General features: G+C 51.1%; 22 protein-coding genes, 1 pseudogene and 2 riboswitches. Of the genes and pseudogenes, 15 read left to right on the top strand and 8 right to left on the bottom strand.

What is annotated here, in order from left to right:
* The first annotated feature begins 102 nt into the window (after nt 1-102).
* Nucleotides 103-456, top strand: coding sequence for a hypothetical protein (locus JOE45_RS21565; RefSeq protein WP_210022424.1), 354 nt, complete (start codon nt 103-105; stop codon nt 454-456).
* A gap of 95 nt (nt 457-551) precedes the next feature.
* Here JOE45_RS21565 and JOE45_RS21570 read toward each other — a convergent pair whose 3' ends face one another.
* Complete coding sequence (locus JOE45_RS21570) at nt 552-1,508, bottom strand: phosphate/phosphite/phosphonate ABC transporter substrate-binding protein (protein WP_210022423.1); 957 nt, start codon at nt 1,506-1,508, stop codon at nt 552-554.
* A gap of 198 nt (nt 1,509-1,706) precedes the next feature.
* Here JOE45_RS21570 and JOE45_RS21575 point away from each other — a divergent pair, with 198 nt between their 5' ends.
* On the top strand, nt 1,707-3,290 hold the full coding sequence (locus JOE45_RS21575) for a bifunctional metallophosphatase/5'-nucleotidase (protein ID WP_210022422.1): 1,584 nt from the start codon (nt 1,707-1,709) through the stop codon (nt 3,288-3,290).
* Between the two features lie 12 nt (nt 3,291-3,302).
* Nucleotides 3,303-3,758 (top strand): LamB/YcsF family protein, encoded by a 456-nt coding sequence (locus JOE45_RS21580; RefSeq protein ID WP_210022421.1) that lies wholly within the window; start codon nt 3,303-3,305, stop codon nt 3,756-3,758.
* Nucleotides 3,759-3,810: 52 nt separating this feature from the next.
* Here JOE45_RS21580 and JOE45_RS21585 read toward each other — a convergent pair whose 3' ends face one another.
* Together JOE45_RS21585 and JOE45_RS21590 are read right to left on the bottom strand one after the other, a co-directional pair.
* Nucleotides 3,811-4,572 (bottom strand): sulfite exporter TauE/SafE family protein, encoded by a 762-nt coding sequence (locus JOE45_RS21585; RefSeq protein WP_210022420.1) that lies wholly within the window; start codon nt 4,570-4,572, stop codon nt 3,811-3,813.
* 300 nt (nt 4,573-4,872) lie between these two features.
* A complete protein-coding gene (locus JOE45_RS21590; RefSeq protein WP_210022419.1) occupies nt 4,873-5,013 on the bottom strand; it encodes an N-acetylmuramoyl-L-alanine amidase in 141 nt (46 codons plus the stop codon).
* A gap of 165 nt (nt 5,014-5,178) precedes the next feature.
* Between JOE45_RS21590 and JOE45_RS21595 the strand changes: the two genes are divergently transcribed.
* The gene (locus JOE45_RS21595) at nt 5,179-5,586 is read left to right on the top strand and encodes a gamma-glutamylcyclotransferase family protein (protein WP_210022418.1); all 408 of its coding nucleotides are present in this window, start codon (nt 5,179-5,181) and stop codon (nt 5,584-5,586) included.
* A gap of 10 nt (nt 5,587-5,596) precedes the next feature.
* On the opposite strand, the gene JOE45_RS21600 is transcribed toward JOE45_RS21595, so the two are convergent.
* Entirely contained in the window at nt 5,597-5,980 is a 384-nt protein-coding gene (locus JOE45_RS21600; protein ID WP_210022417.1) for a hypothetical protein, read from the bottom strand.
* A gap of 216 nt (nt 5,981-6,196) precedes the next feature.
* Between JOE45_RS21600 and JOE45_RS21605 the strand changes: the two genes are divergently transcribed.
* Nucleotides 6,197-6,583 (top strand): response regulator, encoded by a 387-nt coding sequence (locus tag JOE45_RS21605; RefSeq protein WP_210022416.1) that lies wholly within the window; start codon nt 6,197-6,199, stop codon nt 6,581-6,583.
* A gap of 35 nt (nt 6,584-6,618) precedes the next feature.
* Nucleotides 6,619-8,343, top strand: coding sequence for a GGDEF domain-containing response regulator (locus JOE45_RS21610; protein ID WP_348632571.1), 1,725 nt, complete (start codon nt 6,619-6,621; stop codon nt 8,341-8,343).
* Between the two features lie 67 nt (nt 8,344-8,410).
* Here JOE45_RS21610 and JOE45_RS21615 read toward each other — a convergent pair whose 3' ends face one another.
* Both JOE45_RS21615 and JOE45_RS21620 read right to left on the bottom strand, forming a co-directional pair.
* Entirely contained in the window at nt 8,411-9,448 is a 1,038-nt protein-coding gene (locus JOE45_RS21615) for a ribonucleotide-diphosphate reductase subunit beta (RefSeq protein WP_210022415.1), read from the bottom strand.
* A gap of 113 nt (nt 9,449-9,561) precedes the next feature.
* On the bottom strand, nt 9,562-11,787 hold the full coding sequence (locus JOE45_RS21620; RefSeq protein ID WP_210023531.1) for a ribonucleoside-diphosphate reductase subunit alpha: 2,226 nt from the start codon (nt 11,785-11,787) through the stop codon (nt 9,562-9,564).
* A gap of 112 nt (nt 11,788-11,899) precedes the next feature.
* Nucleotides 11,900-12,095, bottom strand: a riboswitch (cobalamin riboswitch).
* 176 nt (nt 12,096-12,271) lie between these two features.
* Between JOE45_RS21620 and JOE45_RS21625 the strand changes: the two genes are divergently transcribed.
* The 3 genes and pseudogenes from JOE45_RS21625 to JOE45_RS21635 form a co-directional block, all read left to right on the top strand.
* Nucleotides 12,272-13,936 carry a copper resistance CopC/CopD family protein gene (locus JOE45_RS21625; protein WP_210022414.1) on the top strand — a complete coding sequence of 555 codons (1,665 nt, stop codon included), beginning with the start codon at nt 12,272-12,274 and terminating at the stop codon, nt 13,934-13,936.
* Between the two features lie 340 nt (nt 13,937-14,276).
* A complete protein-coding gene (locus tag JOE45_RS24305) occupies nt 14,277-14,570 on the top strand; it encodes a diguanylate cyclase domain-containing protein (protein ID WP_245247422.1) in 294 nt (97 codons plus the stop codon).
* A pseudogene (locus JOE45_RS21635) lies at nt 14,566-14,874 on the top strand (EAL domain-containing protein); the annotation flags it as partial. The gene JOE45_RS24305 and the pseudogene JOE45_RS21635, both read left to right, overlap by 5 nt.
* A 99-nt stretch (nt 14,875-14,973) precedes the next feature.
* On the opposite strand, the gene JOE45_RS21640 reads toward JOE45_RS21635, so the two are convergent.
* Nucleotides 14,974-15,894 carry an aldo/keto reductase gene (locus JOE45_RS21640; protein WP_210022412.1) on the bottom strand — a complete coding sequence of 307 codons (921 nt, stop codon included), beginning with the start codon at nt 15,892-15,894 and terminating at the stop codon, nt 14,974-14,976.
* A 201-nt stretch (nt 15,895-16,095) separates the two neighbouring features.
* On the opposite strand from JOE45_RS21640, the gene JOE45_RS21645 reads away from it, so the two are divergent.
* The gene (locus JOE45_RS21645) at nt 16,096-16,269 is read left to right on the top strand and encodes a hypothetical protein (RefSeq protein ID WP_210022411.1); all 174 of its coding nucleotides are present in this window, start codon (nt 16,096-16,098) and stop codon (nt 16,267-16,269) included.
* A 272-nt stretch (nt 16,270-16,541) separates the two neighbouring features.
* Here JOE45_RS21645 and JOE45_RS21650 read toward each other — a convergent pair whose 3' ends face one another.
* Nucleotides 16,542-16,901 (bottom strand): MmcQ/YjbR family DNA-binding protein, encoded by a 360-nt coding sequence (locus JOE45_RS21650; protein ID WP_210022410.1) that lies wholly within the window; start codon nt 16,899-16,901, stop codon nt 16,542-16,544.
* Nucleotides 16,902-17,041: 140 nt separating this feature from the next.
* Nucleotides 17,042-17,243, top strand: a riboswitch (cobalamin riboswitch).
* A gap of 288 nt (nt 17,244-17,531) precedes the next feature.
* Here JOE45_RS21650 and cobJ point away from each other — a divergent pair.
* Genes cobJ through JOE45_RS21675 form a run of 5 tightly spaced genes read left to right on the top strand, consistent with a single transcriptional unit; the run spans nt 17,532 to nt 22,683 of the window.
* The gene (cobJ, locus tag JOE45_RS21655; protein ID WP_210022409.1) at nt 17,532-19,175 is read left to right on the top strand and encodes a precorrin-3B C(17)-methyltransferase; all 1,644 of its coding nucleotides are present in this window, start codon (nt 17,532-17,534) and stop codon (nt 19,173-19,175) included.
* Between the two features lie 43 nt (nt 19,176-19,218).
* Nucleotides 19,219-20,133 carry a sirohydrochlorin chelatase gene (locus JOE45_RS21660; protein WP_210022408.1) on the top strand — a complete coding sequence of 305 codons (915 nt, stop codon included), beginning with the start codon at nt 19,219-19,221 and terminating at the stop codon, nt 20,131-20,133.
* Nucleotides 20,130-20,906, top strand: coding sequence for a precorrin-6A reductase (gene cobK / locus JOE45_RS21665; RefSeq protein WP_210022407.1), 777 nt, complete (start codon nt 20,130-20,132; stop codon nt 20,904-20,906). The genes JOE45_RS21660 and cobK overlap by 4 nt, the downstream gene beginning before the upstream one ends.
* 3 nt (nt 20,907-20,909) lie before the next feature.
* Nucleotides 20,910-21,560 carry a precorrin-8X methylmutase gene (locus JOE45_RS21670; protein ID WP_210023529.1) on the top strand — a complete coding sequence of 217 codons (651 nt, stop codon included), beginning with the start codon at nt 20,910-20,912 and terminating at the stop codon, nt 21,558-21,560.
* 7 nt (nt 21,561-21,567) lie between these two features.
* Nucleotides 21,568-22,683 carry a cobalt-precorrin-5B (C(1))-methyltransferase gene (locus JOE45_RS21675; RefSeq protein WP_210022406.1) on the top strand — a complete coding sequence of 372 codons (1,116 nt, stop codon included), beginning with the start codon at nt 21,568-21,570 and terminating at the stop codon, nt 22,681-22,683.
* Nucleotides 22,684-22,696: the final 13 nt, after the last annotated feature.

The following is a 22,696-nucleotide window of genomic DNA, read 5'->3' on the forward strand; positions in this document are numbered from 1 at the left end:
TTCATTGGAGCGGTCCGCCGCGGTCAGACTGAGTATATTTGTTTCATAGGCGTAGTGCTGGTGGTATTACTTACTATGGATAACGAAAAGGAGGTTCCACCTATGAACGATAAAAAACATTATTACGTATCCGTTTCCGGCAAATCCGTTGAAGCCGAACCTTCACGTACGGAGCAATTGCAAGTCATGGCGACAGAAAGCGAGATCAACCATTTGCAGACTCTGCTGGACCGGGAGAAGCAAAACGACGACTACACCGCCCAAAGAGCTCCTATTCCTTACAAATCGGCCGATCACGATCCGGCCACGGATCAGTTCAATGATAACTTGATGGAGGTTTATCGGGCGATTTACCAGCTCGGTACGGAGGAAACCAAACACCATATCCGCAGCCTGAACATAATACAGGAATTAAAAAATACGGATTACAATCATCCGGGTTATGAGCAAAAGTAAATTCTTTTAAATAAAACAGCCCTGCAATAAGGGCATGGTCACGACGGGAAACAGTCTGTTATTGCAGACTGTTTCTTTGGCGTTTGGAGTAAGAATTACTTCTGTCCGATGTCCTTGGAATACTCGCGAACGACGTTGAATTTCTGGTCGTTAGACTTTACATAGCCACGGTGAGAAAAGACTTCATAGATGATTTTCGAGCCCTCAGGATCCTTTCCGATATCGATGAAAGCTTGCGCGATCTGGTCCCTCCAAGCTTGATCCATATCATTGCGGACAACAATCGTATCGCTTGGGATCGGTGCAGTAAATGCGACCACGCGCGTTTGTGTGAATACGTCAGGCTTGTCCTTTTTCACTGTGTTGCGTGCGTCTTGGATTATGGCAGCTGCGTCCACTTGGCCGTTCAACACCGCAAGCACGGCTTTATCATGACCCTTGACTTCAATGCCGGTAACGTCTTTCTCCGGATCGACGGCGGCTTTTTTCAGTTCATTGGCTGGCCATACATAACCTGCAGATGAGGTAACGCTCTGCCAAGCGATTTTTTTGCCTTTCAAATCCTTCAATTCTTTGATCGGGGAGTTAGCTTTGACGATAAACATGGCTTTGTAAAAATCGACCAATTCCTTCGTTTCTGCACCCGTTGCGTCATCTATGCCGTACCGCTGAGCCTGTAAAAGCAGGTCGACGGCTTTTTTCTGATCATGAGCAAGTACGTAAGCATTCGGAGGGAGGAAGCCGATATCCACTTTTTTGGACGATATGGCTTCAATAACGGTATTATAGCTCGTAGAAACGGAAACCTTCACAGGAATGCTTAACTGATCGCCAAGGAGCTTCTCCAGCGGTTTGGCTTTGGCTTCTAGTGTTTCTGCGTTCTGTGAAGAGGCGAATTGGACCGTTAGCTCCATTGGTACATAGCTTGCAGCAGGTGTTTCTTGTTTGCTTCCGCCTGCTTCGAGTGCGTTGCCCTGCTGCATACTGCAGCCCGCTGCCATTACTGCGGTCATGACCAGAGACAAGCCGCTCGTCACTATTTTTTTAAACATTTGAATGGACCTCCTGATCAACGGTATGAGCCAATTTACTTTTCATAATATAGCATAATTTCTTCCAGATATTTTATAAATATTAAATGATGCTGGACAGCTTATGTATCATCAAGATGGTTTGTACCGCTAATAGCTCTTTGGTCGCAAATTTGATATAGTGAGTCTGAGCGACCATATATTGGAGTTGATATAAGGATGTCCACCCATTTTACCCTCACTATTTTGGAAACCAGCGACATTCATGGAAATATGTTACCTATTCAATATGCCAATAATAATCCGACCGAGTCGGGTTTCGCCAAAATCGCTGCTTTGATCAGGGAAGAACAGCGCAAGGGGGATGCTGTGCTGCTCATCGACAATGGCGATTTAATACAAGGTACGCCGCTTGCGTACCATCATGCCAAGCTGAAAAAGGAACACCCGAGTCCGATGATTCAAGGCTTGAATGAGCTTGGCTACGACGCGGGCGTTATTGGGAATCACGAATTCAACTACGGAATTGAGCCGCTGCATAAAGCTGTCTCGGAATCACGCTTTCCTTGGCTAAGCGCCAATATCGTGAAGGCTGCGACGGGTGAGCCGTATTTTGGCAAGCCGTATATCATAAAAACCTATGGGGTTGATTGCAAAGTAGCCGTGCTTGGATTGACTACTCAATATATTCCCCATTGGGAGAAAGCAGAGCATATCGCCGGCTTGCGGTTCGATGATGCTGTGGAAACGGCACGGCGCTGGGTGGGTTATTTGCGAGAAACGGAAGGAGCGGATGTCGTCATCGTCTCCTATCACGGAGGGTTCGAACGGCATCTGGATACCGGAGAAGCTGCGGAACCGCTGACGGGAGAAAATCAGGGCTATGCCCTTTGCTGCGAGGTGGAAGGTATTGATGTACTGCTTACAGGCCATCAGCACCGTATGCTGGCCGGAAAAGAAATTGGCGGCGTTCTGATTGTACAGCCGGGAAGCCAAGGTACTTGCCTTGGGAAAGTGCGGCTGACCCTGAGTAAAGCGGATGGCCGTTATCGCATTACGGCCAAAACCTCCGAGCTATTATCTCCTGCGGGTATCGAGCCGGATGCTGCGATTGTTTCACTGATGCAGCCTCACGAGCAGCAGACGCAAATCTGGCTGGACCAGCCGATCGGCCGTCTGCTCGGAGATATGCGGATCACCGATACGATGCAGGTGAGGCTTCAGGAGCATCCCTTGATCGAATTCATCAATAAAGTACAAATGGAGCTGTCCGGCGCTCCCATATCGAATACGGCGCTGTTCGATAACATTTCTCCGGGTTTTCCCGAGCATATTACGATGCGCGATATCGTGTCCAATTACATATATCCGAACACGCTGCAGGTCATCAGGGTGACGGGACAAGACATGAAGGACGCGCTGGAGCGTTCCGCCTCTTATTTTGCAAGGTACGATGGAAACGGCCCGATTAAAGTAAGCGCTGAATTTAGCGATCCAAAGCCGCAGCATTATAATTACGATATGTGGGAAGGCATCGAGTACCGGATCAACATTTCTCGTCCAGTTGGGGAGCGGGTAGTCCAGTTGAGCCATAAAGGCCATCCGGTTGATCCTAAGGCGGAGTACGACGTAGTGATGAACAATTACCGTGCCGGCGGGGGAGGAAATTACATGATGTTCCAAGAGAAGACCGTTGTAAAGGATATACCAACGGACATGGCGGAGCTGCTTGCCGGTTACATTATGGAACGTGGAACGATCAAGGCATCGCTTAACCGGAACTGGGAAGTGGTATGGGATTAGAGGAGACGCTAAGTGCGTGGGTGTGCGGTTGAGAAAAGCAAGTGTCCGGTGAACGGAATGAACTGGCGGAGTGAACTCCTCCAGTTTTTTTGTTTGCAGTTAGGCGAAGGGATGAAAGGGCCTGATGGTGCTCCGGGGAGGTTGAGAGAAGAGCTGGAGGACAAGCCAACGCTCGTTCCTTATTTGGTGAGAGTGAGAATCCCGCGGCAGCTGAAGCGTGGCAGATCGGGAACGCTGACGCCCAGAAGCGAGCCGGATGCGGTTATCCATGATGCGCAGCGGGCGGCCGCCCAAACGGTTCACCTAATCCGTGAAGGAAAGGTGAAGACGCCGCAAGGGGAAGATATCTTGCTTGTGGCGGATACCCTTTGTATTTATGGGGACGGCCCGGAAGCGCTGGAGCTGGCTTTCCTGATTAAGGACCGGCTCGAACAAGCGGGTGTCGCGGTCCGCCCCTATGGACGCTAGAAGCAGGCTGAAACAGCTTGATTCCGCTGATCAGGGTGCGTCCAGTAGGACGTCAGATCAGCTTGATTCCGCTGATCAGAATCAGGGTCGCCATCACGGTGCGCAGCGGCTTCGCGGGGACCTTCGCCGAGAGGCTGCTGCCGAGCAACACACCTGGGATAGATCCGGCCAGAAGGTTGAAAGCCAGTGGATAGTTGATGTTACCCAAACCCGCATGCATCAAACCGGCGGCTGAGACGAGCAGGAAGGCGTGCACGATGTCCGTGCCGACAAGCTCAGCGGCCTTCAAGCGGTAGAAGAACATCATGGCCAGCGCGAACAGCGAACCGGAGCCGATGGACGTCAGCCCAACGATGAAACCGAGAAGGATACCAATGCCGATGCTGAGTATTTTCTTTTCTTCCAGCGGTTTGTCTTGGAAAGTGCTGTTGCGGTCTTTAACCAGCCATTGCTTGGCAATGCTGAGCAGTGCCACGATGATAAGGACGAAACCGAGCGCGTGCTTAATAATGGCATCCTGATAAGCGTACAGAGGTGGATAAAACCGTAGAAGCATCACGGCCACAACCGCGGAAGGGACACTTCCCGCAGCCAGATAAAGGACGAGCTTGGTGTGTACAGTTCGCTGCCGGATATGCTGGATGCTGCCAAACAGCTTTGTGATCGAGTTGTAAAATAAGTCTGTGGCCACCGCAACCATTGGCTGGATCCCCAATATGACAAGGAGCGGCGTGAGCAAAGCCGCACCTCCTACCCCGGTCAAACCAACCAACAATCCGACGATCGCTCCCATCATAACTATACTCAATTCCATGAAACATCCACCTCATACATCTTTGGTTCTATTGTGAAACCATGGGTAAACGACGTACAATCCAATAAAAGGATCATGAGATTATAATTCCCACTTATACAATAGGCAATACTTGCTTATAAAGGCTGTCAGCTAAATTTACTATATGTATGCCTATGCCTAGCTGTGCGGTCTGGCAGGATAAAATGGGCCTATGCGGAGGTTCTGTCATGATCCGGTCCCCCATGCGTATGAACACAAGGACGCCGCCTCCTAAGGAAGCGGCGTCCTTTCTACTAAAACCATATGCCTTCCATCACCTTACTGTTCCGGTTGTCCGGAGGCTTTGCGCAGCTCGTTGGCGAGGCGGTTGAACTCCGCGCGGGCTTCCGCAGAATCTGTGCAAAAATAGGCGGCTGACAAAAAGCGGATGATTTTGTTGGCATCTTCGGGATTCAGCAAGGTACTCCCCCCTCTTCTATCAGGTTCATCGGCTTGTATACAGCTTATGCGGAATCTCCCATTTTGCCACGGTTTTATGGTGGTATCGGACAATCAGACTGCTTTAGCCCGCAGCGGTTTATGGTATGCTAAGGTCATTAATGAGGGGATAAAGGAGGCAGGGCCTTGATATTTGTGTTTGTTTACGGCACGCTGCTTGTCGGCGAAACGAACCATCATATCGTTTCTCCTTATGTACGATCGGTACGGCCTGGAACGTTGCGGGGCTTTTTGTACGATGCAGGCTCCTATCCAGCTTTGGTGCTTTCCGGGTATGAGGGTGGCAATCTTATTGAAGGTGAATGGATCATTGTGACACAGGAAGGATTGGAGCGTATGGATGAGCTGGAGGAATATTTCGGTCCGGGCGGACCAAACGATTATGAAAGGGTTTGGATACGGGATTTGCTGCAGGCGGAACGTGAGGGATGGGTCTATGTTTGGGCGGATTCGCGTGGTTGCCCGCTTGTAAGCGGAGGCTCTTGGAGGAAGCATATCCGAACGAAACAAAAAAGCCCAACCGATTTCGATTAAGCTTGTATATTTATGCCCGTCTGGAAAGAGGTCTCCAGTCTTCTTTTTCCGATTTTTTGATAATCTCGGTCATACGCATAAGGATGTTGTTGGAATCTTCATCACCGATAGAGGTTTTTAACTGTTCGTATGACAAATTATCCTTCAGCAGCTTTCTGGTCACATTACTCTCTCGGTACCAAGCCTCGGTAATGGCAAAATCCCCATCCTTTTTCAACCAAATTTCATGATAATAGTTCTCCTGCTCGTTCTTCGATTGTATGGTCAAGTAGTAAGCCTGCATTGGAATACGTGGATCCGAAATGCGTTGATTGACCACGGATCCGGAAGAAACCGGCTGTCCGAACGATACGTATCTGGACACTTTTTTTATAGTGTGCTCCACAGAGGTCATACGTTTCATCCTTCCCATTAGGTCATGTTACCTAATTTTTATTAATTTATTCTAAAGATATGCTATACTTGCATCATAACATAGTCCTTACATCACAAACATGATACTTTAGACCTATAAAAATCTTCGAAATTCCGAACTTTTTAATACAATTTATGTCGAACATGATATAATAGAGTTGACCTGAGAAGACACGTAAGGGGCGTTATTAACCTCATGGGAAATAAAAAAATATTGCTGGCCGACGATGAAGCAGCGCTGCGTTTTTTGCTGTCGGAGACGTTGGCGGACGAAGGATATGAGATCACGGAATCAGAGGATGGAATGGAAGCCATCAGCCATCTGAGCACCGAACGGTTTGATTTGATTATTTTGGACTATATGATGCCTGAGCATACCGGGGTAGAGGTATGCGATTGGCTGCGAGGGAATCCGAATCCGAACCGAATGGTACCGGTCATTTTGCTCACAGCCAAAGCCTTGGAAAAGGACCGTGAACGAGCTAAAGCAGCCGGGGTTACACAGTATATTGTGAAGCCGTTCAGTCCGCTGCAGCTTCTGGATACCGTCCAAGAGCTGATTTGGAACGGAGAGCAAACCTAGGTAAGCGGATTACCGAAGAACGGAAGTGAACAGAAGTGGAACGCAGCAATGCAGATCGGATAGCCAGAGAGAAGAGGCTGTTAAAGGAAGGGAAAAAAAAGTACATAGAAGAACTCGGTAAGCAGATTCAGCAGTTGATGAGATTGAGCACAGAGTTGGAAATGGAAGAGTCTCATGATCATGCAAGGCGATTTTATCGACTTGTGCACACGTTAAAAGGGAGCGCGCCGATGTTCGGTTTTACTCGCATCGGAGCTATTGCCGGCAAGCTAACCAAGCACTGGGATTGGGCAGAGCAAGAGGATGGCATGGCTTTATTACCCGGGATGCGGCAGCATTACCGGGCATGTGTTACCGCTTCCCTTCCGCTGGTGCTTGAACTCGGGCAGGAGGCCGATATTTATTCACGCGAGCTGGAGCTGGATGAGCATCAAGAGAGGCTCCAGCATATCGTTAGCCCTCCGCAAGGAGAACGGCTCCTGGTTATAGACGATGACCCTGCACTGCGGAGCTACTTGGTGCGGAGGCTGAGGCTTGACGGGTATGAAGTGGACGATGCCGCTGACTTAAATACGGCGAAGAGGCTGCTCCGGGAACGGTCCTATCATTTGGTCATGCTCGATCTGATGATGCATCCGAACAGCGGGTACGAGCTTTTTGAATTTTTGAAAGGCGATCCCAATTTAAAGTGGCTGCCTCTCATCGTTTTATCCGGCCGGAACGAAGTTCATGATAAGGTTCGATGCTTTTATCTCGGCGCCGACGATTACGTGATGAAGCCATTTGAATATGAGGAGCTTAGGGCCCGGATCTACAGTCTGCTCCAACGGACGAAATCATTCGAACAGATGGCGTTTCGAGATCCGCTCACCGGGGTTTACAACCGGCGATTTTTTGATCACCAGATCCATGTGGAGCTGCAGAGGGTAGGGCGGTATCCGGCGCCCATTTCGCTTGTATTTATCGATATTGACCGGTTTAAGTCCATAAACGATACTTTTGGGCATAGCGTGGGAGATCTAGTGCTTCAAGGCTTGGCACACCTGCTGCAGAATAATCTTCGTTCGACGGATTTGCTTTTCCGCCTCGGCGGAGAGGAATTTGTCATCGTGCTGCCGAATACCTCAGGCATCGATGCGCTGAAAACGATGGACAGCATTCTGGCACAGATCCGTTTGGAGCCCGTGGCGCAGAACGAAGGTCAGTCGTTCTATATTACCTTCTCCGCCGGTGTATGCGAGTGGGAGCCAGGCGTCTCGGTGGAAGAATGGATTGCGGCTGCAGACGAAGGGATGTATAAAGCCAAGCAGAACGGCCGTAATCAGATTGTGCTTCAATCGGGTTCCTCACAGAACGATTCGGGAGCTGTGACGCCTCTTGTACATACCCGCAAACAGATACTCATTGCCGATGACGACAAAATATTGCGTTCCATTCTGGTCGCCAAGCTGAAGCACCTGCCAGTTGAATTCACGGAAGCGGTGGATGGCGAGGAAGCCTATCAGTCCCTGTTAAACCAGCCTGTGGATTTGTGTGTTCTTGACGGGATTATGCCTCGGCTGGATGGATTCGGCATGCTTGAGAGGTTGAGGGATTGCGGGACCTGGCCGGCCCAAATGAAGGTGCTCATTCTTTCCGGACGAAACCGGGAGGAGGAAATCAGCAGAGGACTGAAGCTTGGAGCCCATGCTTATCTGCATAAGCCCTTTTCCATGGTAGAGCTGGAGCATAAGGTGAAGGAGCTTTTGGATATTCATTAAAGAACGGCAAGAGCCCGGAACGTATGTTTATCGTTTCGGGCTCTTGCCTTTGTCGTCTGTATTTACCTTACAAATCATCCCAATTGAGGTTCGACGATTTGCTGTAATTGGTAACCTTTTGCTCGAAAAAGTCGGTTTTGATACCATTCATGTTGCTGAAGTTTTCAACCCACTTCATCGGATGCTCGACAACTTCAGGATACAGAATTTCAAGTCCAAGGTTTTTCAACCGCTCATTGGAAAGGTATTTGATGTATTGATCGATAATATCGTTGCTCAGACCATGAATCTTGTTGTTGGTAATATATTGACCCCATTCGATCTCGTGCTGTACGGCGGTTCGCATCATATGGCGCAGTTCTTCGATTAATTCATCCGTAAACAGATCCGGATTTTCCTTGCGGATTTCGCGGAATATGTTTTGGAACAGCGCCAAATGGGTCAGTTCGTCACGCTGGATATATTTGATTTCCGATACGGTGCCGAGCATCTTGCCTTGACGGCCGAGCGCGTAGAAGAAGCTGAACCCGCTGTAGAAGTAGATTCCTTCAAGAATGTAGTTGGCCATAATGGTACGCATCAGATTTTCTGTCGACGGGGTTTCGATAAACCGCTCGTACAGATCCGTAATGAACCGGTTGCGGCGCAGCAGGTGCTTGTCTTCGCGCCACTGATTATAAATATCGTCGCGCGCTTCCGCGGAAGAGACGCTGTCGAGAATATAAGAATAGCTCTGGCTGTGAACGGCTTCCTGGAACGTTTGGACGGTGAGGCACAAGTTCACTTCCGGAGCCGTGATGTACTCGTTGATGTTCGGCAGATTGGCCGTCTGCAGCGAATCAAGGAAAATAAGGAAAGAAATGATTTTATCATAGCTTTGACGCTCTTCCGGAGACAGGAATTTATAATCCTTCGCGTCTTGTGCGAGCGGGATTTCCTCTGGAATCCAAAAATTGTTCATCATTGTGCGATACATCTTAGTCGCCCAGTCGTATTTCACATTGTTTAGCTCAATCAGATTGGTCGTATTGCCGCCAATGATCCGGCGCTTACCCCAATCGCGGTCTCCGTGCTCGTTAAACAACTTCTTTTTTTGAAGTTCCATTCGGTTGCCTCCTGCAGCTGAAATAAATCTGTTTATTTTGGGTACAAAAATAGAGGATCGCCAGGCATGATGAGTACCTGTCGATCCGTTATTACGCTTCAATGAGGTTTGTATTAAGCGCTGCAGCTAACGCATTCCTCAACCTCTAGGCTCTGGTTACGGACGTAATAAACGGTTTTTAACCCGTTCTTCCAAGCAGCCATGTACAGCTCGAGGAAATCACGTGCGGACAGCTCCGGTGTGATGTACAGATTGAATGATTGCGATTGATCGATGTGTCGTTGGCGGGCACCGGCTGCACGGATGCTCCAGTGCTGATCAATCCGATGTGCTTCCTTGTAGTACCACATCGTATCGGGATTCAAGTTAGGCGCCGTTTGCGGAATGACGGCGTTCTTCTTCTCCTCAATGAAAAACTTATTGAAAATCGGATCTATGCCCGCGGTCGAACCGGCGATCAAGGAGGTGGAAGCCGTCGGCGCGATGGCGAACATCCAGCCGTTGCGAACGCCGTGCTTGGCCACCTGCTCTTTAAGCTCCAGCCACTCGGGACTGCTATATCCACGCTCTTCGAAGTAAACGCCGGACTGCCATTCGCTGCCCTCGAAGACCGGATATGCGCCTTTTTCCTTAGCGATTTCCATAGAAGCTTTAATGGCATAGTAGTTCATCCACTCGTAAACTTCATCTGCTTTTTGCACATGCTCGTCGGATTCCCACTGGATATGAAGCTGAGCCATCATCTGGTGATATCCGCTGGAACCAAGGCCTACGGCACGGTACTTTTTATTGGTAATTTCCGCTTGCGGAATCGGGTAGTAGTTCAAATCAATAACGTTGTCCATCATTCGCATTTGCGTCGTTACTACACGTTCAATATCTTCCTTTGTATAGACGCGGCCAAGGTTGGTAGACGAGAGATTGCAAACGACGAAATCGCCGCTCTTCACCGTAGAGGTGATGATGCCGTCTTCGTGCTGGGTTTGGATCATTTCCGTCGGGCTCATGTTCTGGCAAATTTCAGTACATAAATTCGAACAGTAGATCATGCCTTTATGCTTATTCGGATTGGCGCGGTTGACCGTGTCGCGGAAGAACACGAACGGGGTGCCCGTCTCGAAAGCGCTGGTCAGGATACGCTTCATGATATCGATCGCCGGAATTTCATCCTTCGAGATTTTGTCGTCATTCACGCACTCCCAATAACGGCGTTCCCACTCCTCGCCATAAGAATCCTCAATGGAGTACCCTTTGACTTTGCGCACCTCATGCGGGTCGAACAAATACCAGCTGCCGCGTTCCTCTACCGTCTTCATGAACAAATCAGGAATACATACGCCAGGGAAAATATCGTGGGCCTTCATCCGGTCGTCCCCGTTATTTGTTTTCAGGTTCAGGAAGTCCAGTACATCTTTATGCCACACGTCCAGATAAACCGCCACGGCGCCGGAACGGACGCCAAGCTGGTCGACGGCAATTGCGGTATTGTTATAGTTTTTGATCCATGGGATGACGCCCCCGGCTACTCCCTTGAAGCCGCGAATGTTAGAGCCCTTGCTGCGGACTTTACCTACATAAATTCCCATGCCACCGCCGTGCTTGGACACTTGGGCGAAGCTTTGGTCTACGTTGTATATGCCCCACAGGTTATCCGGCACCGTATCGATAAAGCAGCTCGACAATTGATGCAGCGGCTTGCGGGCATTAGCCAAAGTTGGAGTCGCAACCGTCATTTCCAGATTGCTGAGCACATCGTAGAACCGCTTGGCCCAGTATAGCTTGTCCGATTCCTTCATGGCCAAATGCATCGCAACACCCATGAACAGCTCCTGCGGCAGCTCGAGTACTTCTTTATCCAGCCCTTTGATCAGGTATCGGTCCGCGAGCGTCTTCAGGCCGATGTAGTTCAGCAGGTAGTCTCTCTCCGGTTTGATGTAGGTGCCGAGCTCCCGGATCTCTTCTTTATTATAGTGCTCAAGAATATATTCGCCGTACAGGCCAGTTTGTGTTAAATAGGTAATCAGGGAATACAGATCGCCATATCCAAAATGACCGTATTTACGATTCAATTGAGCTTCTTTGTACAGATCATACGTCAAAAGCTTGGCGGCCACGTACTGCCAATTTGGCTGCTCAACGCTCGTTTTCTCTACAGCGACTTGAATCAGCAGGCGCTGTATTTCCTTGGTCGTAATTTCATTGCGGAACAAAGGCAGCAAAGCGGTTTCCAGCTCCAGCGGATCGCATTCGGGATACGTTTCGCAAGCAAAGTCGATTACTTTTTTCATTTTGGAAAACACTAGCTCTTCTTTCGTGCCGTCTCTTTTGACGATAATCATATACATCCAGCTCCTCTTGTTCATGTAAAAAGCATGCCTTCGCCCGTTCCCGACAGGCGGAGGCATGCCAATATCCGTCATAGGTGGCACCTCCCTATCTGTCGTAGGGTGAATCGTGCCGAAGAAGCGGGCGGTTTTCTGACTTTGAAGTGCTGCTCTTACCGGTCGTTGTCCGAGTCGAACGGTGGCGAATCGGGCCGATAACATCTTCGTTACAGTGGCGGGGCCGCACCGGACTTGCACCGGCTTTACTTTTCGACCTTCCACAATATATCGTAGTGGAAGGCGCCTGCTTCTACCATATGTAGTTGTTTTGTTAAAGCGATAGTATGAATTTAACTCATTTTTGCGCCGGTTGTCAATGTATGATTTCATACGAGATTCGACAAAAAAGCGAGCTTTCCATGTGCCTTGCGCTGCATTTGGTTTGTGTGAGTCATTTATGCTACATTTATTTTGGTACTTACTTGAAGGGGGATTCACCATGCATTTCATTGATTTCATACCCCGGCTGCTGAGGCGTCCGGTTTATTTCTTCTTATTATGTTCGGTGATTGTTTTCGCTTTCGGAATGGCTTCGCGGGCGGACGCCCATGCAAGCCTGGTTGAGGCTCAGCCGGCGGCAGGAAGTGAACTTGTGCAAGCGCCGGACCAGATTGTTCTTACCTTCAATGAAAGGTTGGAAAAAGAGTTATATCAATTAAGGGTGTACGACAGGAACAAACGGCTGGTAACGGAACAAAACGCCGTGCTGAATGCAAGTCAGACGGCGTTGACGCTGAACTTGCCGAGGCTTGGACAGGGGACTTATCTGGTAACGTATCATGTCATCTCGGCGGATGGTCATCCGGTGAACGGAACGTATCTGTTCGCCGTAGGCGAGAGCTTGAGCGGGCCGGCGCCGGCGTCCGGGATTGAGGCTGACATGGATCATCTTCACTATCACGACAGCGGGCCGCTGGACCGCTTCGGAGTGAAGGACGTGCTGCAGTTTGCTTCACGCATCGCTTTCTATATTACAATGCTGGGCTTTACCGGTTTGCTCTTGTGGCTCCGTTGGTTCGGTACAGGAAGTCCGATGGAGACGAAGACCCGTTTGCGGCGGAGCGCGGAGCGCTGGCAGCAGGCTTACCTTATTGTTTACATTGTGTTCATGTGGGCTCATATGGGTGATCTGATCGGTGACGGTGGAGCGGATGCGCTTCTGCGATTGTTTTCGCAGACAAACATCGGCTATGCCTGGCTTGGAGGTATCCTGCTGGCTCTGCTCTCGTTTGTTATGCTGTATCGAAACGCTCTGCTGGACTATATATGGGTTGCTGCCGTCTGGTTTGCCAAAAGCTTGCTCGGCCACGCCGCGGCCTTCCAGCCCGCTAAGGAGACGCTCACTCTGGACTTTGTGCATCTCGCCGCTTCCTCCGTTTGGATCGGGGGGCTGCTGACGCTGCTTACGCTTTGGAAAAGCGAGAGGGAGCAAGCAAGGCGGTTTTATCCGTTTTTTTCTACGGCTGCGTTGATCAGTATGTTGGTGCTGATCGTTTCGGGCGTGCTGATGACCTTCATTTTCCTGCCGGATATTCGTTATATCGTGGAAACGTCCTGGGGCAAGCTTTTGATTGTCAAAACCGTGCTGGTGCTTTTGGTAGTCGTCACCGCATCGTCGGTTCGTTATTATTATCGGAAGAACAACGAACAGCGCGTAGGGGGCTTGATTCGGACGGACGCGCTGCTGATGGCGCTTATCTTGGGAATTGTCGGCATCTTCACCTATTTACTGCCGGCTCCTGCTAATGAACCGTTGAATTGGCATGTGATGGGCGAAAAGATACACATGACGGCGCAGATCAGTCCAAACGTTCCAGGTGTGAATGATTTTACGGTGAAGGTGTGGCTGCCTGAGAAGCTCGGTAAACCAAAGCAAGTCATCATGAAGCTTCAATCGATCGACAGTCCGGAAATCGCTCCGCTGAGTGTTCCTCTGGAATATTTTGAGGATCCGAGCTTTGAGGAATCATTTGGAATGAAAAGGTACAGCTACAAGGCTCGCGGGGCCTACTTGCCATATCCCGGCCATTGGAAGCTGGAGGTTCGGGTCATGGACAGCAATGATGACGAAACGGTATATGAAAAGGAAGAAAGAGTTTTTTAATGCCTGATACGACAAAAATACACCAGCGCATAGGACTTTATGACCAAAAATTCTTCTGCGTCTATGGTTTACTTTGATAGGAACGCAAGCCGGGCTGTTCTCGATCAGGGGAGTGTTAGGTCTTCCCTATGATCAAGTGGATTGGATTGCGCTCGGGTTCATCTCGATTGCTGCCGGGCCGGTTCTTTATGTGTCTTTGAAGAAACAAGCAAATCAACTGATAACAACCTGGTATGCCATTTCGTCTTTGCTGCTGTTGGCGGAATGTACGGAGATGGCGACCCGATACTTCTATGCGGGTTGGAACGGCTGGCTTATCCACTTGGCAGATGCAGCAGGGATGACTCTGCTAACAGTCCCTTTGTTGTATTTTGCTATAGCCGATCTCCGGAATAGAGAAGATACGGAACGGCGTTTACACGATTTGGCCTTTCATGACCAGCTTACCGGACTGCCGAATCGAGAGAAATTTCAGCAGTCCCTTGAGACTTCCATTGAAGCGGCCCGATTAGCCGGAACCCAGCTGGCCGTCCTGTTTATCAATCTCGACCGGTTCAAGAATGTAAATGATACGTTCGGTCACGCCTTTGGTGATCGATTGCTCGTCGAAGCGGCGGAACGGCTGAAGAATTGATGATTTTGGCACGGGATTTTCTTCACTGAACTATTTGAAAAAATTCCCCATCGACAAGCTGAAAATCGCGCAGCAATTTGTAAGGGATATTACCGATGACCCGGATGATGCCGCGATCGTGCAGGCGATCATGGCGATGGCGCAAAGCTTGAAGCTGAATGTCATCGCGGAAGGAGTGGAGACGGAAGAACAGCTCTCGTTTCTGCTGGATGTCAAATGTAGGGAGATTCAAGGTTACATATACAGCCGACCGGTTCCGGCAGATGAGTTTCACGCTTTGCTGCAGAGGAACATGGTGGTGTAAAACAAAGCGGCCCCCGCCTTCAAGGCGATGGGGCCGTTTGGTTTGTAAAAGTTTTGGTTCGACTCAAAAACATGAATATGTATGCTTTGGATAATCGGATTACAGCTTCCAGCTTTGAGGGTGTCCGTCCCCGACGTATTCCGCCGCTCTCGCATTGGCTATAACCTGCTCTTGGCTTTTGCAGCCGGGAATGACCGCAGTAACCGCAGGGTGCTTGAGACACCACGCCAGTGCCCAAGTGGCCATGTCCATACCGGCGGGCAACTCCTTCTCCCGAATGCGCTCCACCTCTTGCAGCTTAAGGAGTGTTTGCTCAGGATCGTGCCTCTGACGGACGTCGTTCTCGGCAAACACCACACCTGGCTTGTACTTGCCGCTCAAGTATCCGCTCGCCAGAGGCACGCGCGCCAATACGCCAAGTCCCTGCCGCTCGCAAGATGGAAATACCCGATCCTCCGGCACGCGGTCCAGCCGGTTATAGACGACTTGAATGACCTCCGAGCCGACGCGTGAGGAAGCATCGGTCTGATGCAGGTTATCGTTGCTTCCGATGGACGTGCCGAGGTGGCGAATTTTACCCGCTTGCACCTGTTTGTCCAGCAGGGTCCATAAGTCGTCCTGATCAAACGCCTCATCCGTTCCCGAATGAAATTGGTATAGGTCTATGTAATCTGTTTGAAGCGCCTTCAAGGAAGCGTCCAGCTGCTCAAGCACCTCTTGAGGGGACCAGTGCTGTGTACGATCCATATGTGCGTGAAAGTGGTGTCCGAACTTGCTGGCGATCACCCAATCTTCCCGGCTTCCGCGGGAGACGTAGCTGCCGATCAGCGACTCGGACGTATGGTCTCCGTAGCATTCTGCGGTGTCGATCAGATTGATGCCGCTATCCTTCGCCTGATCAAGAATACCGTCGACTTCGGCTTGTGTGAAGGGCTTGCCCCATTCGCCTCCGAACTGCCAAGTTCCTACACCGATGACGGATACCTTCAGATTCGTTATTCCGAGCTTGCGATACTTCACCGAAATTCCTCCTTGGATGAGTGCTTTTGGATGTAATTCGAGCTGTCTAAGCTTATATCCGATTGTACAAAAATGGGTCTCGATATTCAAACCATCTATCTAGAAGGACGGTGACGATTCATTGCACGTGTAACGGTCATGTGTAATTTTCTAATTTATGACAATAATACTACTAAAACAGATTACAAAGGAGACCAGTTCATGGAATCAAGTATGAGTGTTGTTGATGTGATTTCCCGGATCCAAGACCTAAAGTCCAGCGGTCAGCCGTTAAATAAGAAAAAATTAAAGCAGTCGCATCCGGAGCTGGTGCAGAATGCGTTGTTTTACTTCCCCAGCTGGGAGCATGCTTTACAAAGCGCTGAATCAGAGTAAGCACATGTGAAATTTATCTAGACCCGCAGCAGCGTACCTGGGGTTTACAGGTATAGCCGTGGCAGAACTACGGAAAGAGCACAGCTGCTTGAATGCCCTTCGTTGTCTTATAGGGCTTCAGCCATCGGCTGTGCTTTTTTCCATTTCTTCATTTTTAGGTCGTCCTTATCAGCTTGTAAAATCTTACCCAAGACACCTCCCCTGCTACGTTGGGCATACCCTACAGAGATGGGGGAGTGGGCTGAATGTTGGCTTACTGGATTTCGAATGATTTACAAGAGAGACAGACGCTGCTTCTCGGCTTTGGAAAGCTTGCTGCAAACCAGCTGATAAGATTCCTCCAGCATATCGAATAGTTCATGGTCTTCAATCGAGCCGTCCAAAAGAACGGTATTCCAGTGGCGTTTATTCATGTGATAGCCAGGGAAGACGGAGTTCGGATGCGTTTCTCTTGTCAGCCATATGGTTTCGGGATCGGCCTTCAGGTTCACGCTGGGCTTTCCCTGATAAGAGCCGAGCAGCGCGAACATCTTATTTCCGACAAATAGTACAGGCATACCGGGATCAAACGGATATCGCAAGTCGGTGCCGGTTTTTTTTAATCCATAATCAATAAGGGTTTGATGATTCATGAGCGGTAAAACTCCTTTTTCGAGAGAGCTGCTGTTAGCATAACCTTCCCGAGGTCTCATGAAAAGTGAAAACTGATGGTGGACATTAACAGGATAACCATGCTATCATTAACTCGATTTTACCCAAAAAGCCAATAACTTCATATTTACATAGAATAGGTACCGAGTTCGTCGTGTTGACGACTCGGTTTAAAAGGGAAGTCGGTGTAAGTCCGACACGGTCCCGCCACTGTAAGCGAGAAGCTTTTCGGTTTGAACGACGCCACTGTCGGTTGTGATGGGAAGGCTGCGGAAAAGCGATGAGACGCGAGTCAGGAGACCTGCCTGTTCTGTTGCAGCCGATCCATCCGTGTTGTGATGGCAGTTGTCAACGAAGTCACCACAAGACCTACGCGGATAGGAAGGTGTACGAGAGCGGTAGAAGGCCATGCAGGCATAACGTCATTATAGAACGCAGCCGATCAGGCCATAGGAAATGCGTGATATAAGGCCGTGCTGCTGGTTCCCAATCCATTGTCGTCAAGCATCTTCCGGGAGGAGGATGCTTTTTTTGTTACCGTCAGAAATCATAGGGTTGATCCGAGGATCAGCTTTCTTATGTCCTGTTATTTTTACAAGGGGGGTTGAAGTATGAAAGGGAAATTGTCTGTGATCGGTTTCGGACCGGGCAGTTATGAGCATATGACGCAAAAAGCGAGAGACGCCATACAGGAATGCGACGTCGTGATCGGATACAACACATACGTGGATTTGGTGCGCGGTTTGTTAAACGGGCAGCAGGTGGTGCGAACGGGGATGACCGAAGAGGTGAGCAGGGCGCAGGAAGCGGTTCGTCAAGCGGAGGCTGGACACCGGGTGGCTGTCATCTCCAGTGGGGACGCCGGCGTATACGGCATGGCCGGGCTGATCTATGAGGTGCTGATGGAAAAAGGATGGCGGCGGGAACAGGGCGTAGAGGTCGAGGTTATCCCCGGCATATCGGCAATCAACTCGACGGCATCCTTATTGGGTGCGCCTATCATGCACGATGCCTGCACGATCAGTCTGAGTGACCATTTGACGCCATGGGAGCTGATTATTCGGCGTGTGGAGGCGGCAGCGCAGGCTGATTTCGTCATCGCGTTGTACAACCCGCGAAGCGGGAGACGCACAAGGCAAATCGTGGAAACGCAGCGGGTGCTGATGAAGCATCGCTCGCCGCAGACGCCGGTAGGGATCGTCAAGAGTGCTTACCGGGAGCGTGAGGACATCGTCATCACGACGCTTGAAGCGATGCTGGAGCACGATATCGGCATGCTGACGACGGTGATTATTGGCAACTCAACCACAGTCGTTTATGATGGGCTGATGGTGACGCCGCGCGGCTATCAGCGCAAGTATACACTCGGTTCGGATGTGCAGCCGCTAAAGCCGCATGAGAGGCTGCGGCAGGAGGCAGAGCCTTGGGCGCTGGAGGGACAGGAGGAGCCCGAGGAAGCGATATCGGAATATGAAGCTGAGGCGGAGTCTGAGAAACCGGTATCTGCATACGGACTGGCGCTGGAAGCTCTTCAGCTCGTCGAAGCGCACCGCTCTGGACTGGCTCAGCCTGTTACCGGCAGCTTCGACACGGTCCTATTCCGTCAAGAAGCGATCCTCGAGTTTGCTGTTAGTCCGGGTCTAGCTGAGAAGCGGTTGACCGCTCCGCAGCTTGCGCTGCTTGCGGAGATCGTGGGAGAAGAAGGGACGATGGAATATACTCCGCATCATCAGCTGATGGTACGGCTTCGAACGAATGATCCGGATACGATAACCTCTCGTCTAACGGAGGCCGGGCTGCTGCTAGCGCCGATCGGTGATGTGGCGCAGCTGAAAGCCTGCGATTTCTGCAACATGGATAAGGCCGATTCTGTGCCGTATATGACGGAGCTCCATCGCCGTTTAGGCGGCATGAGCGTGCCGAAGGAGCTGAAGATCGGCTTCAATGGCTGCGGGATGGCATGCTACGGAGCAGTGAAGGAAGACATCGGGATCGTGTATCGCAAAGAAAAGTTCGATCTGTTCCTGGGAGGCAAAACGGTCGGAAGAAATGCCCATCCGGGTCAGCCGGTCGCTGAGGGAATTGAACCGGAGCAATTGGTGGAAACGGTGGAGAGGATCGTTTCCCGTTATGCAAACGATGGACACCCGAATGAACGGTTTCATAAATTTTTTGGCCGCGTGAAGGAGCTCGAGGGCTACAGGCATCAGGATTTGCCGGTGTTTCAAATCGAGAATGCGGTTTGTGGAGATTAACTAGGCCGATAAGGCGAATAAAGAGTAAGAAAGGGGACGGAGCATGAATGCGGTATTGTTTGTAGGGCACGGCAGCAGGGATCCGGAAGGGAACGAGGAGGTCCGAGCTTTTGTAAGCTCGGTGGCGGGCACGCTTGGGGAGCCGATCGTAGAAACGTGCTTTTTGGAGTTTGAGTCGCCTACGATTGCTCAAGGCATTCAGACCTGCGTAGATCGGGGAGCGACCCGCGTTGCGGTTGTGCCGATTACGCTGTTTGCTGCGGGGCATGCGAAGCTGCATATCCCGGGTGCCATTGATGCGGCGAAGCTGAAGCATCCGGGTGTCTTGTTTGCTTACAGCCGGCCGATCGGCGTTCATGAGCTGGCGCTCGATATTTTATCTTCACGCTTGGAAGAAGCGGGGATCGATCTCGAAGAAAATGCGGAGGACACGGCGCTGCTTGTGATCGGACGGGGAAGCAGCGATGCGGATGCCAACAGCGATTTATATAAAATATCGAGGCTCCTGTGGGAGCGGCTGAAGGTGAAATGGGTGGAGACGGCCTTCATTGGTGTAACGGCTCCGCGCGCGGACGAGGGTGTGGAGCGCTGCGTGAAGCTCGGCGCGAAGCGGATTGTGATACTGCCTTATTTTCTTTTTACGGGCGTGCTAATCAAACGCTTGGAGCTAATGAAGGGTGAGTTTGCCGAGAAACATCCGGACCTGTCGTTCGTCTTGGCCGACTACTTTGGCTTCCATCCTAAGCTCAGTAAAATTTTGAAGGAGCGGGCGGACGAAGCTTTATATGGAGAAGTGCGTATGAACTGTGACATGTGCCAATTCCGGCTTGAGGCGGCAAAGCATATGGATCCCCACGATCATGACCATGACCACAACCATGACCATGATCACCATGATCACGATCATGAACATGAACGGCATGAGCACACGATCAGGACCAAAGAGGTGCATTCATGATTCTGATGCTTGCAGGAACGAGCGATGCGCGTGAGTTAGCGGTGCGCATTCACGGGGCGGGGTATAACCTGCTGTCTACTGTTGTGACGGAGAGCGCGGCCAAAAGTCTTGAGGAAGCTGGGATACCGGTGCAAATCGGGCGTCTGGATGCCGGCGGTATGGCTGAGCTGATCCGCACCCGGGGGGTTCAGGTGGTTGTGGATGCGAGCCATCCGTTTGCAGAGGAAGCGTCCCGTCAAGCGATGGCGGCTGCTCTCCAGTCGGAAGTGCCGTATATTCGTTATGAGCGGGAGCGGGGAACCTATGAAGGGCATCCGCGGCTTATATTCGTTGACGACTACGAGCAAGCGGCGGAGCTGGCGGCTGAAAGACGCGGCGTAATCATGCTGACGACGGGCAGCAAGACGCTGCATATTTTCGCGGAGCGGCTAATCGGGCTGCCGGATACTAGGCTCGTGGCCCGCATGCTGCCCCGTAAGGATAACATGGATAAGTGTGAACAGCTTGGCGTCGAGCAGAAAAACATTGTAGCGATGCAGGGGCCTTTTTCCAAGGAGCTGAATCAAGCGTTATATCGTCATTATGGGGTAACGACCGTGATTACCAAGGAAAGCGGTAAAATCGGGGCAGTCGAGGAAAAGCTGGCGGCAGCGCTGGAAATGGACATCGATACGATCGTCATCGGACGCCCGCAGCTGGATTACGGTGTTGTGTATTCGGAGTTTGAAGGTGTACTGGAAGAATTAAATAACACATTACAGGAGGTGCGGTAAATGATGGATTTTGGAACGGAGTTTAAACCGCTGACGGTACAGCCGCAGGAAATAGAGGAAAAAAGCTTCGAAATGATTACGGAGGAGCTTGGAGAGCATTCCTATACCGATGAACAGTACAAAGTGGTGCAGAGGGTCATTCATGCTTCCGCGGATTTTGAATTGGGCCGCAGTCTGGTATTTCATCCGGACGCCATCCGGGCCGGTATCGAAGCCATCCGGGCAGGCAAGCCGATCGTAGCCGACGTGCAGATGGTGCAGGTGGGCATTAGCAAGCCGAGGCTGCAAAAGTACGGCGGCGAGGTTCGGGTATACATATCGGATCCGGATGTCATGGAGGAAGCGAAGCGGCTCAATACGACACGGGCGATCATCTCGACCCGTAAAGCGGCGAGTGAGGCGGACGGCGCGATCTATGCGATCGGCAACGCGCCGACGGCATTGCTGGAGCTGATCCGACTGGTCAAGGAAGGCCAGGCGAAGCCGGGTCTTATTATCGGCGTACCTGTCGGCTTCGTATCTGCGGCAGAGTCCAAGGAGGAACTGCTGAAGCTTGACGTGCCTTTCATTACGAATATCGGCCGGAAGGGCGGCAGTCCGGTTGCTGTAGCATCCGTTAATGCTCTGTCGCTGCTCGCGGAGCGTCAAGGATAAAGGCGGTATGGATACGAAGGAGCCCAAGTCCTTGCGTCATGGATATACGACGGGATCGTGCGCTGCCGCTGCGGCACAGGCGGCCCTTGAAGCGCTCATTGTTCAGGAACCGCAGCGTGAGGCTACGATCCGGCTGCCGATAGGTGAAGTCGTAACCTTCGAAATCGTTGCGTGCGAGGTAGAGGAGCACCGGGCTTCCGCAGAGGTGATCAAGGACGGAGGCGACGACCCGGATGCGACTCATGGAGCACGGATTATATGTGAGGTTTCTTGGATGGAGACGCCCGGTATTGAGCTGGACGGGGGCGTCGGTGTAGGACGAGTGACAAAGCCGGGGCTTCCCGTGGAGGTCGGTCAGGCGGCAATTAATCCAGTTCCGAGGAAAATGATCCGCGAAGCGGTGAAGGCGGTGTTAAACCGATATGAGCTGCTGCAGCGGGGCGTCAGTGTGGTCGTCTCGGTACCGGACGGGGAAGAAATCGCCAAGAAAACGCTGAACGCCAGGCTTGGCATATTAGGCGGCATCTCGATTCTGGGGACGCGGGGAATTGTCGTCCCATTCTCGACGGCAGCGTATAAAGCAAGCGTAGCCCAGGCCATCCGCGTGGCGGTCAAGTGCGGCTGCAGCCATATTGTTCTCTCTACCGGAGGTCGTACAGAAAAGTTCGGGATGGATCTATATCCAGAGCTGCCTGAGGAAGCGTTCGTCGAGATGGGGGATTTTGTCGGGTTCGCGCTGCAGCAGTGCGCGAGACAAGGGATTTGCAAAGTGACGCTGGTTGGTATGATGGGTAAGTTTTCTAAGGTCGCGCAAGGGGTTATGATGGTGCACTCGAAGAGCGCACCCGTCGATTTTGGCTTTCTTGCCCGTATGGCAGAGGAGGCCGGTGCTCCGGAAACCGTGATCGGTGAGATTAAAGGAGCGAACACCGCCTCTCAGGTGGGAGATATGATGCATGCGCTTGGCTGCACCGCTTTTTTTGATGTGATGTGCGCGTATTGCTGTCAGTCGGGACTTCAGGAGACTGCGGGCAGCGACGCCGGCTTTGAGGTAGAAACGGTTATTATTTCGATGAAAGCCGAACTGCTGGGACGAATGCGCATGATGAAGGAAAATGGATGAATGAAACGTACGG

This window comes from Paenibacillus sp. PvR098, assembly GCF_017833255.1.
Lineage (GTDB): Bacteria > Bacillota > Bacilli > Paenibacillales > NBRC-103111 > Paenibacillus_G.